The organism is Vibrio sp. R10-SG3-ISO3 (genome assembly GCF_059834225.1).
Map to the genome: position 1 here is coordinate 34,709 of NZ_JCBDHE010000050.1, position 13,108 is coordinate 47,816.

12 protein-coding genes and 1 pseudogene are annotated in these 13,108 nt (G+C 38.7%); 9 read left to right on the forward strand and 4 right to left on the reverse strand.

From position 1 onward, the window contains the following. The first annotated feature begins 42 nt into the window (after positions 1 to 42). From AC6R1A_RS15905 to AC6R1A_RS15920, 4 genes are read left to right on the forward strand one after another with little or no spacing between them, the layout of a single operon-like run. A complete protein-coding gene (locus tag AC6R1A_RS15905) occupies positions 43 to 789 on the forward strand; it encodes a sulfotransferase family 2 domain-containing protein (protein ID WP_500633206.1) in 747 nt (248 codons plus the stop codon). Beyond that, positions 752 to 1,840 carry a glycosyltransferase gene (locus AC6R1A_RS15910; protein ID WP_500633207.1) on the forward strand — a complete coding sequence of 363 codons (1,089 nt, stop codon included), beginning with the start codon at positions 752 to 754 and terminating at the stop codon, positions 1,838 to 1,840. The genes AC6R1A_RS15905 and AC6R1A_RS15910 overlap by 38 nt, the downstream gene beginning before the upstream one ends. After that, positions 1,827 to 2,468, forward strand: coding sequence for a sulfotransferase family 2 domain-containing protein (locus tag AC6R1A_RS15915; RefSeq protein WP_500633208.1), 642 nt, complete (start codon positions 1,827 to 1,829; stop codon positions 2,466 to 2,468). Before AC6R1A_RS15910 ends, AC6R1A_RS15915 begins: the two co-directional genes overlap by 14 nt. Next, positions 2,468 to 3,598: a hypothetical protein gene (locus tag AC6R1A_RS15920; protein WP_500633209.1), complete on the forward strand. Its 1,131-nt coding sequence runs from the start codon at positions 2,468 to 2,470 to the stop codon at positions 3,596 to 3,598. The genes AC6R1A_RS15915 and AC6R1A_RS15920 overlap by 1 nt, the downstream gene beginning before the upstream one ends. Before the next feature lie 17 nt (positions 3,599 to 3,615). Here the strand turns inward: AC6R1A_RS15920 and tnpC (AC6R1A_RS15925) are convergent, their stop codons facing one another. Then, positions 3,616 to 4,779, reverse strand: a complete 1,164-nt coding sequence (tnpC, locus tag AC6R1A_RS15925; RefSeq protein ID WP_500633235.1) for an IS66 family transposase — start codon at positions 4,777 to 4,779, stop codon at positions 3,616 to 3,618. Continuing rightward, positions 4,776 to 5,042 carry a DUF6444 domain-containing protein gene (locus tag AC6R1A_RS15930; RefSeq protein ID WP_500633210.1) on the reverse strand — a complete coding sequence of 89 codons (267 nt, stop codon included), beginning with the start codon at positions 5,040 to 5,042 and terminating at the stop codon, positions 4,776 to 4,778. Before AC6R1A_RS15930 ends, tnpC (AC6R1A_RS15925) begins: the two co-directional genes overlap by 4 nt. Before the next feature lie 90 nt (positions 5,043 to 5,132). Here AC6R1A_RS15930 and AC6R1A_RS15935 point away from each other — a divergent pair, with 90 nt between their 5' ends. The 5 genes and pseudogenes from AC6R1A_RS15935 to tnpC (AC6R1A_RS15955) all read left to right on the forward strand — a co-directional run bounded on the left by AC6R1A_RS15935 (position 5,133) and on the right by tnpC (AC6R1A_RS15955) (position 10,203). Further along, positions 5,133 to 6,278: a glycosyltransferase gene (locus AC6R1A_RS15935; protein ID WP_500633211.1), complete on the forward strand. Its 1,146-nt coding sequence runs from the start codon at positions 5,133 to 5,135 to the stop codon at positions 6,276 to 6,278. Next, entirely contained in the window at positions 6,275 to 7,351 is a 1,077-nt protein-coding gene (locus AC6R1A_RS15940) for a glycosyltransferase (RefSeq protein WP_500633212.1), read from the forward strand. Before AC6R1A_RS15935 ends, AC6R1A_RS15940 begins: the two co-directional genes overlap by 4 nt. 30 nt (positions 7,352 to 7,381) lie before the next feature. Then, positions 7,382 to 8,641, forward strand: coding sequence for an oligosaccharide flippase family protein (locus AC6R1A_RS15945; protein WP_500633213.1), 1,260 nt, complete (start codon positions 7,382 to 7,384; stop codon positions 8,639 to 8,641). Between the two features lie 103 nt (positions 8,642 to 8,744). Next, complete coding sequence (locus tag AC6R1A_RS15950; RefSeq protein ID WP_500633214.1) at positions 8,745 to 9,011, forward strand: DUF6444 domain-containing protein; 267 nt, start codon at positions 8,745 to 8,747, stop codon at positions 9,009 to 9,011. A 370-nt stretch (positions 9,012 to 9,381) separates the two neighbouring features. Next, positions 9,382 to 10,203 (forward strand): annotated as a pseudogene (tnpC, locus tag AC6R1A_RS15955) (IS66 family transposase). Positions 10,204 to 10,589: 386 nt separating this feature from the next. On the opposite strand, the gene AC6R1A_RS15960 reads toward tnpC (AC6R1A_RS15955), so the two are convergent. Both AC6R1A_RS15960 and AC6R1A_RS15965 read right to left on the reverse strand, forming a co-directional pair. Beyond that, on the reverse strand, positions 10,590 to 12,542 hold the full coding sequence (locus tag AC6R1A_RS15960) for a hypothetical protein (RefSeq protein ID WP_500633216.1): 1,953 nt from the start codon (positions 12,540 to 12,542) through the stop codon (positions 10,590 to 10,592). 131 nt (positions 12,543 to 12,673) lie between these two features. Continuing rightward, the coding region (locus AC6R1A_RS15965) for a hypothetical protein (RefSeq protein ID WP_500646199.1) at positions 12,674 to 13,108 on the reverse strand (435 nt) is incomplete at its 5' end.

The following is a 13,108-nucleotide window of genomic DNA, read 5'->3' on the forward strand; positions in this document are numbered from 1 at the left end:
TACTATTTAAGCATAATTTTTATAATTTAAAAATGAATCAAAATGCCTGTAATTATAAATGACCAAAAAGATTTGATACTGTATTTACATATACCTAAATGTGCTGGTAGTTCATTTGAAAAAAGTATCATTAGTAAATACCAGATGTCTTTTTTATCGGAACATCGAATTTTCGGTAAAGTAACCCCTCAGCACTTAGATTTATCTGAATTAGAAAAATGGGGATTGGAAAAAATATGCAAGTATCATTTTGCAATTGTAAGAGACCCTCTAAATCGAATTGTAAGTGAATATAAATATAGAAGAGGAAATGATAAGTGGTGTAAAAGGCTTCTTGATTTTGATTCTTTTGTGGATTTTTGTTTTTCATCTTACAAAAAAAATAAGAATATTTTAGACAATCATATAAAACCACAAGTTTGCTATCTGTCAGATAAAGTGGATGTATATAAACTTGAAGATGGGTTAGATGCCATCATTGATGAAATAAAACATAAATATTTATTGAAAAATGTAGAAAACTCGGAAAGAGTGAATGTTTCTGTTGAATATAATCTTACTATTTCTACTAAGACACTTAATAGGGTATATGGGTTTTATGAGGATGACTATATTGAGCTCGGATATAAAAAGCAGCATAAATTCGACTTAAAGGAAAAAGGGTTACTTGAAATTATCACATCTAAATTAAAATTAGCAACATATAAATTAATATTCAAATTTAGACATTTGGTAGAAAAAAATGAACATAATGATACTGGTTCCTGGTTTAGGAGGTGGGGGAGCTGAGCGTGTAGCAACTCTACTAGCAAACTACCTATCTCGAAAAATGTATAATGTAACTATAATATATTGGAAGCATGATGAACAACAATATTTTGTTGAAAATGGAGTAATAATAAAAAAAATTCCATATGGAAATATTATGCAAAGAACGTTTCATGTCCGAAAGATAATAAAAGAATTATCTATTGATAGAGTAGTATCATTTTCTGACATACCTAATATAATATCAAGATTAGCTACACTGTTTTATAGTAACGTTGTACCTATATTCACTATACATAACAACTTAGAAATAAGAGACCGAGAACAAGTTAAAAATTTCAAGTTCTTCGTTAATAAGTTTATCCATAAATTATGCTGTAAAAGTGTTGAAAAAATTGTTTGTGTATCCAAAGGCAGTATGGATAACATTATAAGATATTATGATTTACCATCAGGAAAGTGCACGTATATATATAATCCAGCAATAAGAAAAGAAGATATTGTCAAAGAGTTAAATCGAGAAATAAATGAAAGTAAACTAAAGATTGTAAGTGTAGGTCGTCTAACTGAGCAAAAAAACTTTTCAATGCTGATTGATGTCGCACAATCATTGATGAAAAATAAAATCGATTTTAAGATTGATATATTTGGCGAAGGTGAATTAAGAGAAAAGCTTGAAAATAAGATAAATAAATTAAATCTGAAGAATATTGTTTCTCTAAAAGGTTTTGACTCTGACATATATAGAAAGATGGAGAATGATTATGATATATATATCATGACATCTAAGTGGGAGGGATTACCAACAGTTTTGATAGAAGCACTTTCTAAAGGTTTAAGAGTTATTTCTGTAGATTGCCCAAGTGGGCCAAGGGAAATATTATCCAATGGGAAGTTTGGTAATCTTACACCTATTCATGATGTACAAAAAATTGTTGATGTTATTTTGAAAAAAAATTATATGCAAACTAGAGAAGGCCTTCAAGAGCATCTTGAAAGGTTTACAGTCGACTTTGCTGGAAATGAATATGAAAAGTTGATTGTTGAAGGTAGAACATATGACAAAGATTAGCATGATAGAAGATTTTAAACATGAAATAAATATATATCGAAGATATTTATATTGGAAAAAGGCAAAATGTATATTTATTCATGTACCAAAAGTTGCTGGCACAAGTATTAATCATGCAATATACGGGCGAACTTTGGGCCACTATTCAGCTTTGGAGATCAAAAATAAATTTCCCAACCTATATGAAGATTGTTTTTCCTTTGGAATAGTTAGAAACCCTTGGGACCGTGTGGTTTCTTCGTATCATTTTGCAAAAAAAGGACGAACTGAAACTATGGGGGTTTTTAATCCTAAACAATATCAAATTAAAGAATTTGATACATTTGAGTTATTTGTAAAAGAATGGCTGGTAAGAAATGATATTGAAAAATTAGATTATATATTTAAGAGTCAAAAGTTTTTCTTATTTGAAGAAAATAAACTGCTTGTTGATTATATTGGGAAAATAGAAAGATTAAATGACTCAATGAAATTTGTTCAGAGCAGTATAAAAAGAGAATTGCTAGTTTCACATCATAATAAAGTTAATAAAAGAGACTACAGGTTTTACTATGATGATGAAATGGTAGATATAATATCTAAGATATATAGTCAAGATATAGAAGCATTTGACTACAGGTTTGAGTGATGGTAATTAATTATGAATCAGTTCAAGAACTTGGTTTTTTAAATGATAATTTACCTGGGTTTTTTTATGATTTGCCTAATTTTTTAGTTTGCATATTGTTAGTGTTTTTTATTAGTACTAAGCTTAGGTTGCCAAAAGTTTATTCAATTATCCTTTATGCCCATTGTGTGTTTCCCTTTATTTTAAATGGTGTTTTGTTTAGTCCAAGGTATATGCCTGATCAGTATAAGTACTTTGAAAGTGTTTTACATTTCAGAGATTTTAATTTTGAATTAATGTCTACTGTTTCTACCATAAAGTACGCTTCTATTTTACTGGGTCTAGTGCCGATCCCTTTTATAATATCAGTCAATAGCTTGGGTTTTGCTAGTGTTTTTTTATATATCCTACTTTTTTACTTAATATATTCCGATACTAAAAACTCTCACTATACAGCTTTGTTTTATTTAATGTATCCAAGTTTAGCCCTATACTCATCATTAGGGCTAAGGGATACATTAATTTTATTTTTAATGATAATATCAATTTTACAGTTGCTAAAAGGTCATACAGTATTATCAGCTTTATTGATGTTGCCTTTATTGTTTTTGAAATTTCAAAATGCTTTTTTAGGATTCATTTTGATATTTACATTTTCTATATTAAAGCTAGATAAAAAAGAAATCAATTATAAGAAACTTTTATTAATGGCTTTGATTGGTATGCTACTTTTCGTGTTAATATTTCCAATAGCAGTAGAAGAAATAAATTTTTATCGAATGGCAATGTATTATGAAGATGGCGGGGAAGGGGTAGTGCCGATGATATCAACATTTTATGATTTTATTTATTTTGGCATTATTGGTTCGTTTTCCTTTTTCCTTGAGCCTTTGCCTTGGAGTGCAAGTAACTACTTTGAGTTAATTCAGTCTTTCGAGAATTTAATATTACTGATCTTTATAATATATATATATTTGTTTAAATCAAACAAAAATAAATTTTTTTGGATTTGCTTTATTTTAGTTTCTAGTGTTATATATGGTTTGGTAGTATTTAATCATGGAACAATGGCCAGATATAAGTTTATATTTTACGTAATATTTATTTTGGGCTGTACCTATGATAAAAAAAATGTAAGCGTTCATCAGTAGGTACTTGACCTAGTGAATTACAGGCTAAAGATATTGGGATAAGACTGGCTAAGGGTAACAGCCTGCACGATTTCTGTTAGCGCAGACAAGGTAGACATGCCTCGCTTATTAAAGGTCTCGACAAGCGAATGCATTCTACACCTGAACTTGTCACCAGCATCCGATGTTGTACCCAAGCTAATCTTACGCTGAATGACGCAACCACGTATTCGACGTTCCGCTTCGTTGTTGGTCAGCGGTATCGAGGTATCAGTCAAGAACAGCCATAAGCTTTGCCGATGGGATTGTAGTTTTTCACACCGACCTTTGTAACGCTGCACGACTATACCACTGCCCTTTTTAAGCCAGTGTTCAAACGATTTTCTAAGCTTGTTCATCCGCCAGATATACTGATCGTACTGGATTTCTTCGTTTTCAAGCCGATGGCGTGTTCTAAAAACCATATTGGAGATGAGTGTCAGGCGCTGACCAACATAAGCCGTGTAACCAGCGCCACTATAATCGGCTATTTGCTGTAGATTTCGCTTTATATGCGACCAGCACAGTTGATGTTTTTCTGGCTTCAGCCAGTTGTAGCTTGGGCATTGGTCGGTGACAACCAGACCAGTATAATTCGCACCTAACATGGCCTTGGCTGAATGTGCTGAACGAGAGAACAAAATCTTTTCGTAGACAAGGTCTTCACTGGCTACCAGCCAGCACCAACGCAAGCTCTCTTCACCATTGCGAGGGTGGGAAGTTTCGTCAACATGAACCAGCGGTGCTGTTTGGATGCTGTCTCGGATTGCGTGGTGTAAAGGGGTCAGCATTGACGCAACTTTGGTCTGTGCTTCGCTGATAGCACCAACAGAGAATGTTGTACCCAGTTGCTCTTTTAGCAGAGAACGGATCTTGCGGATACTTAAATGATATTGCCCTGCCAGCACAGCGATATAGCTGAGCAGGTTGGGTCCCATAATGCCCAGCGGGACATTCTCAGGCTTCTTTGCTCTAACGACCTCATTGCAATATCGGCACTGGCCTGAAAATAGTCGATACTCAGTAATATCGACCGTTGGCTTTGGTATTTCGTGCACTTGATGCCGATAAAACGGGTTATCGTGAACAGAGATCTTCGATTCTCCACAGCACGGACATGTTGAATCAGGTAAGCAGTCGATGACTGTGTCAGTTTCCTTCAGCTTCGAGAGTTGTCGTTGACTCCCTGAGTGACCCTGTTTAGCTCCTCTCGGATTGCGGCCACCAGGGCTTTGAGCTTTTTTCGTTCAGCCCGTTCTTTCGGGCCTTCGGAAGAAGGCGGTTTTGAAGAATTAGAGCAACTGGTTTTCAACTTATCTTCATAGTGGCGCAATTGCTCCCACAGCTCTTCGATGAACGCGTTGGCTTCATTGATATCAGATGCAATAGGTGCTGCTTCTGCAAATTTGGACTTTTTCTTTCTCATATCTCCAGCATGAAGGCTGGAAATGATCACTCAAGAAGAAAAAGTAGATCAAGTGCGCTGGCTCACAGTTGATTTGTCAATGGGGGACTGGTGAACGCTTACAAAAAAATAATGTTGAAGAATGATATGAATATATTATATTTGATTACTGGTCTAGATTACGGCGGTGCTGAAAAACAACTTCTTTATTTATCATCAGAGTTGGTTAGTAGAGGCCATAAAGTATGTGTGATATCAATGACAACACCAAAGGAAATAGCAAATGAATTTTTATTGAAAGGAGTTAAAATATTATCACTTGATATGACTCCTAGTAGAGTGGAAATACGTTCAATCGTTAAACTTTTAAGTTATATTAAGAAAATGAAACCTGATGTTGTACATAGCCACATGATCCATGCAAATATTTTATGTAATGTCTGTAGGCTATTTGTAAAATTCAAACTTATAAATACCGCTCATAGTGTATATGAGGGAAGTAACTCCTTGGGTTTTATTTATGGATTAACAAGGTTTTTACCGGACAAAGCAACCCATGTGAGTAGTGAAGGTTTAATTCGTTATATAGAAAAAGGCTACTTTGACAAAAAAAAATCGTTTGTTGTGAATAATGCTGTTAAATCAGAATATTCAGATGCTTTCAATAAAGAGTGTTTTAAAAATGATATTCTTAGGTTTTTAAAAATAGACAATAAGAAAGGAATAAAATTATTTATATCAGTTGGTCGATTAGAAGATGTGAAAGATTATCCTACTTTAATTAATGCCGTTTCAAATCTGGATAAAGAAAATGTACACTTTTTAATTGTTGGTCGAGGAAATGATTATGATGCCATTCACGATATGATAATTAGCAAAGGATTGGAATCTAAAATTCATCTTCTTGGGGCTAGGAATGATGTAAACGATATTCTCGCTATTGGTGATTACTTTTTAATGACATCTAAGTACGAAGGATTACCAATATCGATATTAGAAGCAATGTCAAATGGTTTACCTATCATATCAACATCGGTTGGTGCTATACCAGAAGTGTTGTCAATAAATGGATCTGGCTTTTTGTGCATCCCTGAAGAGCCGAGTAGCGTATCTGACGCTATAGAGGAAGCGCTATCGTTAAATGAAGAAGAATATAAAGAAATTTCTAAAAGGTGTAAGTCTACAGTTAGAAATTTTTATTCTTCAGAAATAGTGTCAGACAAATGGGAAGATATATACAGAAGTTTGTGTCTATGAAAAAAGTCGTGATAGTACAAAACTCTCTTAGAACAACTTGGGTTTTTAGAAAGGTTCTTATTAAGCATCTTTTTGATATAGGGTATGACGTTAAGATTATATCACCAAATGATTGTTCTGAAGCAAAGCGTAAATTAATTAACATCGGCTGTGAAGTAACAGAAATTCCTTTTTTTTCAAGCCGTATCGGATCTGTTTTTTCATATATAATGATGAATTACTTTATCATTAAAACGATCTTAACTGAAAAGTCATATTTTATTTGCTTTTTTCTTGTAACATATTTCATGTGTTTTCCTACTCTATTATGTAATAGAAAAAGATTGTTAGTATCAGTAGAAGGATTGGGTTCTCTATTTTCAAAATCGACAGTAATGCAGATGCTAGCTAGATTTTTATTGTCTCTTAATAAAGGTAATAACTTATTCTGTAATCAGGACGAAATTAGATTGATTGGAGATGAATCGTCAGTTATTTCAGGTGGTATTGGTATTGATGTTGATTATTTTAATCAAGATAAAAGTGTAGATGAAAATAATTTCAGAATTATTTATGTTGGACGTTTGATTAAAGATAAAGGTATTAATGATGTTATATCATCCTTTAGGTTGTTATCAAAAAAGAGATCCGATATCGAATTGTTAATCGTTGGTGATAAATATACTAACAATCCCTCATCTTTGAATGACAAAGATATAGATAATATATCTAAGGAGTTTAAAGATACTGTACGATTTGTCGGTTATCAAAGTGATATTAGAAAATACTATTCATCATCAGATGTTCTTATATTGCCATCTGTTAGAGAAGGTTTCCCTGTTTGTGTAATGGAAGCTAGCGCTTTTGGCATCCCATCGGTCTGTTATGATGTACCTGGTTGTCGAGATGCTATTTTAGATAACTTAAATGGGAAATTAGTTCCTCTAGGTGATATTGCCAGCCTCGCAGATGCATTAGATTCTTATTTTAGTAAGTCTTTACTTAAAGAAATTGAGGAAGACATAAAAATATACGCCTTGAATAATTTCGATTCAAAAAAGAAAGCAAAGTTAATTCTTTCTCTAATTGGATAAAGTTTGCTTTTATATAGATAATGTGGGTATATGGGATTTAAATTTGTCAAAACTTTTTTAAGTACTGCAGGCGTTAATTTCGTTGGTAAAGGGATATATTTAATTTTAGGTGTTATTATCGCTCGTAATCTTGGTGCTTCTGATTTTGGTCAATATAGTTTTTTAATGTCGATATTAGCTATGGCTATTATTCCATCAACAGCAGGCTTGCCTCAGTTACTTGTTCGAGAGATATCTTATTACGTAGTTGAGAATAAGTTTTTTCTTTTGAAGGGATTAATAAGATGGGCAGCTTTCTTTACAGTGTCTGTCTCCTTTTTGGTTGTTTTTTTTGTTTTTTTTATGCAACTTTTTGGGTATTTGGAGTTTCTGCCTTATATTTTGTTGATTCTTATTCCAATAAAGTCTTTGCTCACTAAGCAAATGGCAATTATAAATGGTTTACAAAAACCCTTTCTATCTCAGCTTCCACTGAACTTTATATTTCCGTCAATTTTTTTAGCGATAATAACTATCCATTTATTATATGGTAAAAATATTAATTTAATATTTATTTTAGAGATGCAAGTCACTGCATTGTTGATTACTTTATTGATAAGCTCCATTATTTTTAATAAGGTTATGCCTTGTCAATTAAAAGATATCACACCAGAATACAAAAGCATGACTTGGCTATCAAGTCTACTACCGTTGTCTTTATTTATTATAGTTTCTTCACTAAATTTTGAAATTGCAATATTGATCTTAGGTTTCTTTTCTGATGAGAAGTCAGTTGCTTTCTTTAAAGTCGCAGCGCAAGGAATACTTGTTATTTCAATAAGTTTGCAAGCCGTGAATACTGTTTGTTCGCCGAAGATTGCAAGTTATTACCGTTTGGGAGATGATAGTAAAACACAAAACTTGATAACGAAAAGTGTTCGTTTAAGTTCAATTTGTGCTTTGCCAGTAGCGCTTACCTATATTATTTTTGGAGAAGAATTGATCACTCTTGTGTTTGGTAGTGATTATATTGATGCGTCAAAGGTATTATATATCTTAAGTTTTTCTCAAATATTTAATGTTTGTCTAGGCTCGGTTGGTGTAATATTAAATATGACAGGAAATGAAAGATATTCAATAAGAACCTTAATATTCACAAGTACAGTAACATTTTTTTTACTTGTTATCTTAGTTCCAATATATAACGAAATCGGTGCAGCTATATCATTATTGATAAGTATGATTATTTGGAATACAATTATGGCGTACGATGTATACCGGCTTACAGGTCTGAAACCTTGGCTTAGATAAGCGACTTTGTGTAACCGTTCACCAGCAACGCATTGACACAAAAAAGCGCACTGGACCCTACTTTACCTGTTGAGTGATCATTTCTAGCGTTCATGCTATCCACATGACTAAGAAAAAATCCAAATTCTCATCTACACCACCTATTGCATCGGATATCAATGAAGCTAATGCGTTGATATCCGAGTTATGGGAGCAATTACGACACTACGAAGATAGGCTAAAAACGAGTAGCGCTAATTCTTCGAAATCCCCTTCATCCGATGGACCGAAAGAGCGGGCTGAACGAAAAAAGCTAAAAGCTCTAGTGGTCGCAATCCGAGAGGAGCTAAACAGGGTCACGAAGGGCACAAACGACAACTCCCAGAACTAAAAGAATCCGATACTGTTGTTGATTGTTACCCTGAAAACACATGCCCTTGCTGCAGTGACAGTAACCTCGAAATGAGTGAAAAACCGTTTTATCGCCATCAAGTTCATGAAATCCCACCACCGCGTATAGACATTACCGAATATCGGCTCTACTCAGGCAAATGCACGCAATGCGGAGAGGCCGTAAAAGCACAAAAACCAAGCGATATTCCTCAAGGGGTCATGGGACCAAATTTAATGAGTCATATCGCCATACTGGCTGGTCAATATCATCTCAGCGTTCGAAAAATACGCTCGTTACTGCAAGAGCAGTTTGGCACGACCTTCTCTGTTGGTGCCATAAGTGAGGCGCAAAGCCGCATTGTGCCTCTATGCTCACGCCACTGCATCAAGCAATCAAAACCAATATACAATCTGCGCCACTGGTACATGTAGATGAAACGTCGCATTCGAGAAATGATGAAGAGCGTCTACGTTGGTGCTGGCTGGTCGCAAGCGATGATTTGGTCTATGAAAAAATCCTTTACTCTCGCTCTACGCATTCAGCAAAAACAGTACTGGACTCAGATTATTGTGGCATCGTGGTCAGTGACCAATATAGCGGGTACAACTGGCTTTCACAGGACAAACATCAATTATGTTGGTCGCATGTCATTCGCAATCTACAACAAATTGCCGATTACTCAGGTAAAGGCCATACCGCGAAAATAGGTCAACGCCTTGTGCTGCTCAGCCAATTAGTCTTTCGAACTCGCCATCGTTGGGAAGCTGGCAAAATCGATGACGCGTTATATCGAGATCGAGTGAGTCGTCTATGATGTCGTTTTGAACTATGGTTGGAAAAGGGCGCAAGCCAAATCCCGATTCAGCGTTATCAAGGGCGATGTCGAAAACTTAAAGAGCATAGTCAAAGTTTATGGCTGTTCCTAACCAACCCCAAAATCCCTCTCACTAATAATGAAGTAGAGCGACGGTTGCGTGGCTTCGTCATTCAACGAAAAATTAGTTATGGCACAACCTCAGATGCAGGCGATAAGTTCCGAGACAGGGTGCACTCGCTCATAGAAACTTGCAAGAAGAGGCAGGAATCTTCGCTCGAGACTCTAACTCGCATTTCAACTGCTGTGATCTCACAGCAATCATACCCTAATGTCTTCGACCTTAACGAAACTAGTTTTTACGCAAACGTTTAGTCAATAACCTGCTGGTGAACGGTTACACTTGATCTTATTATTCGTGCTAGTTGATTAGAATGCGGGGTTTATGATGCGCTTACGTTCGGAATGCCCGAAATCCCTCCTTTTTCTCTTTTAAATCAAATAGCTCGCTATTCTTTACTTCTTAAACAAGAACGTAAGGAAGCGACAATAGCTAAAAAGAGAACTCCCCAATGTCTTCGGCCTCAACGAAACCAGTTTTTACGAAAACGCTTAGTCAATAACTTGCCCTGCTTCACATCACGCGCCTCAGACTCCTCCTATCGAGAATCCTGAGGCGCTGTTGTCAAGATGTGATGAAAAAGTCGAGCGGTAAGCACATCCATATTGTCTGTGGTAGCCAACCACTCGACTCGATGCGCTTACTCAATTTCCACTAACACCGCCAGACCCAACCCATCAGGGTCTGAGTTTGTATCCGCCGTCGCGCTCGTAAATACCCCTAAACTGGCGGACTCATTAAAGTAGCCAGTCATGGTGACTGAACCCTCGTCGTCGGACACAGTGAGGGTAGCTGAGCCATTCGCCGCCACCGATGAGGTGGCGCTCAATGTCACGGTTTCCTTCGTGGTTTCAAGTGACGCGCCTAACGAGGGCAAGTCAATGTTGGTGATGGGCCCGGTAAGCTCAGCGGCGGTCTCAGAGCTAAAGGTGAGCGTGGTGGAGAACCCTGAGTGGAGAAGCTCAAACTTTTGGCCGAGCATTGCCGCGTTGCTGAGGATAAGTTTGTAGGTTCGATTGGTTAACACTGGCGCCGATGATGGCAGTTTCACCGCCAGCGTCGTGTCTACTTCCATGTCCGTACCATCTGTTCCACTGGCATTGTAAAACACCAAGAAATTGTAGTCTGCGTTCACAAACCCATCGGCATTCTCGCCGCCGACTGAGGTTACATCCCCTGTGGCGTCAGTGACAATCGCGATGCCAGTTTCACTGCTAATGGTCTCTTCCGAATAGCCACTACTCCTAGATAGGTGTTGTTGAGTCGCCTGTGAAATGTCTACCGTTCCGCTGCCTGAAAACGTCAACACATTGCTTTCCGCTTCAATTTCCACCTCACCTTGGTTGGTAAAGCGAGAGCCTAAATACACGCGGCCAAAATCGCCGGTCAAATCCGAGGTGGACATGTTGCTCGGCTGTTTTGCCAGCAGTATCAGTCCGCGACCGACTTCCGCACCACTGTAGCCATCGGGGTCGAGGGCATCTTGGGTGCCATCCTCATTGGTATCAATAGTCGCGTAGCGAGCGGCGTTGTAGGCACTGAGGCTAAACGCCACATCCATGTCACTGACCTTTTGAAACTTGGTGGAGTGTGGGGGAGAGCGCCAGCCCCAATCGCCATCGATCTCTTCTTCAAATTCGCTGTCTATGCTCAACACGCCCGCCGAGTCATAGGTCGCGCTGATGGTTTCATCGTCCTCCATTTCGGGATAATAGACGGCTGAGTAGTTGTTACTGTCGTCATTTCCACTCATGTTCCCCCATGCCCCTTCATTGTCAGTTAAGACGAGTTCGACATTGCCATTGCTGTCGCCGGTAAGCGCAACGGACGAGTAATACAGATCGAGTGCGTACGTACCCCAGTCGCCGTCATGCAGACCGGTGACCATCTCTGACAGTCGGTAGTTGCCAGAAATATCTACCGCCGATGACGTGGTGGTGTTGATGGAGGCGATTTGCTGGTCGACAAACTCGCCCACTTCATTATCGAGCGCAGCCAACATCGTCGACATGTCGCTGCTGCTGGTCAAATCGAACTCTTCCACTTGGCCTTTTAACTTGATGACCGAGGCCGTCGTGAGCGTATCGAGGTCGGTGCCCGATTGGATAAACTTACGCAAGACAAACTCGGTTGCCGGTGAGATATCGACCGACTCTTGAACGACTTGCGCGCGCATATCAATGCCGTTGTTGCCCGAGATTTTGACCACTAAGTTACCGGCTAAAGAGACGCCTTCGGGTACTGTAAGGGTGTAATCACCGGTGATCGAGGTGTAGGTGGTCGCAAGGACGTCGCCGACTTGATTACCATTATCGTCGATTCGAATGAGTTCAACCAATGCGCCGGTCACTGGTTGCAATCCGGTGATGCCCGCGTAGAGAGGCGGAAAAACCTCATCGAAGACGCGCTCAATCATCGAGCGGTGCTCCAGCATGGCGACCGAACCGCCGGGTGCGGTGACGGACCCGCTGACATCCAAGGTGCTCGCGCTTGCGTTGCCGCCCGTCGATGACGAGCTGTCGCTGCCGCCGCCACATGCTGTCAGCAGTACGCTGAGCAACGCCGCGAAATAGTGTGTACGTGTGAAACCCATAGCCAACCTCCATGATGAGAAAGTCTTATAATGATACATATATGCAACAATTACATTACAATAGTCGCAGTTGTTCGTTTTTGCCAATTTAAAGGCGAGGAGCGGCGCCAAGGTGTGTTGGCGCATGTCCTTTAGCGCTCCCAGGGCATCGGCAGTAGGAGGTATCGCCATTCATTGAGACGGTAACAGCCGCTCTTGGCTCGATAACCAAAGCAGAGGCACTCTTTGGTCGAGGGCGATGACACCGTCAGAGAATGGGCATTGTAAGAGAGGGCTGAGCGCGGCGAACGCGCGTAGTGATACAAGGCGATGGTGAGGGTGCGGCAGTAGGTTAAATGCCGCGCCCACAGACGCTCTTTTGGGGTCTGTCCGTCCCAATAAAGCAGCGCGCCATAGTATTTAATGAGGGGCAGAGCGGGGTGCGCCAAATGCAGCTCGATATCCTCAAACCACAAACTGTGGCCAAAGCAAAGCGCTTTGGCGTGTTGATGAATAGCGCGCTTGAGGGCATCGCAGTCGAGCGCTTGTTGCCAGTGCCTTTGGGCAAGCGCTTCTAATTGCGCTTG

Bases quoted from the DNA above. Each gene is read 5' to 3' on its own strand.
- AC6R1A_RS15950 (WP_500633214.1), top strand. From the start codon at position 8,745: ATGACTAAGAAAAAATCCAAATTCTCATCTACACCACCTATTGCATCG.
- AC6R1A_RS15920 (WP_500633209.1), top strand. From the start codon at position 2,468: ATGGTAATTAATTATGAATCAGTTCAAGAACTTGGTTTTTTAAATGAT.
- AC6R1A_RS15930 (WP_500633210.1), bottom strand. From the start codon at position 5,042: ATGAGAAAGAAAAAGTCCAAATTTGCAGAAGCAGCACCTATTGCATCT.
- AC6R1A_RS15945 (WP_500633213.1), top strand. From the start codon at position 7,382: ATGGGATTTAAATTTGTCAAAACTTTTTTAAGTACTGCAGGCGTTAAT.
- AC6R1A_RS15915 (WP_500633208.1), top strand. From the start codon at position 1,827: ATGACAAAGATTAGCATGATAGAAGATTTTAAACATGAAATAAATATA.
- AC6R1A_RS15940 (WP_500633212.1), top strand. From the start codon at position 6,275: ATGAAAAAAGTCGTGATAGTACAAAACTCTCTTAGAACAACTTGGGTT.
- AC6R1A_RS15960 (WP_500633216.1), bottom strand. From the start codon at position 12,542: ATGGGTTTCACACGTACACACTATTTCGCGGCGTTGCTCAGCGTACTG.
- AC6R1A_RS15910 (WP_500633207.1), top strand. From the start codon at position 752: ATGATACTGGTTCCTGGTTTAGGAGGTGGGGGAGCTGAGCGTGTAGCA.
- AC6R1A_RS15905 (WP_500633206.1), top strand. From the start codon at position 43: ATGCCTGTAATTATAAATGACCAAAAAGATTTGATACTGTATTTACAT.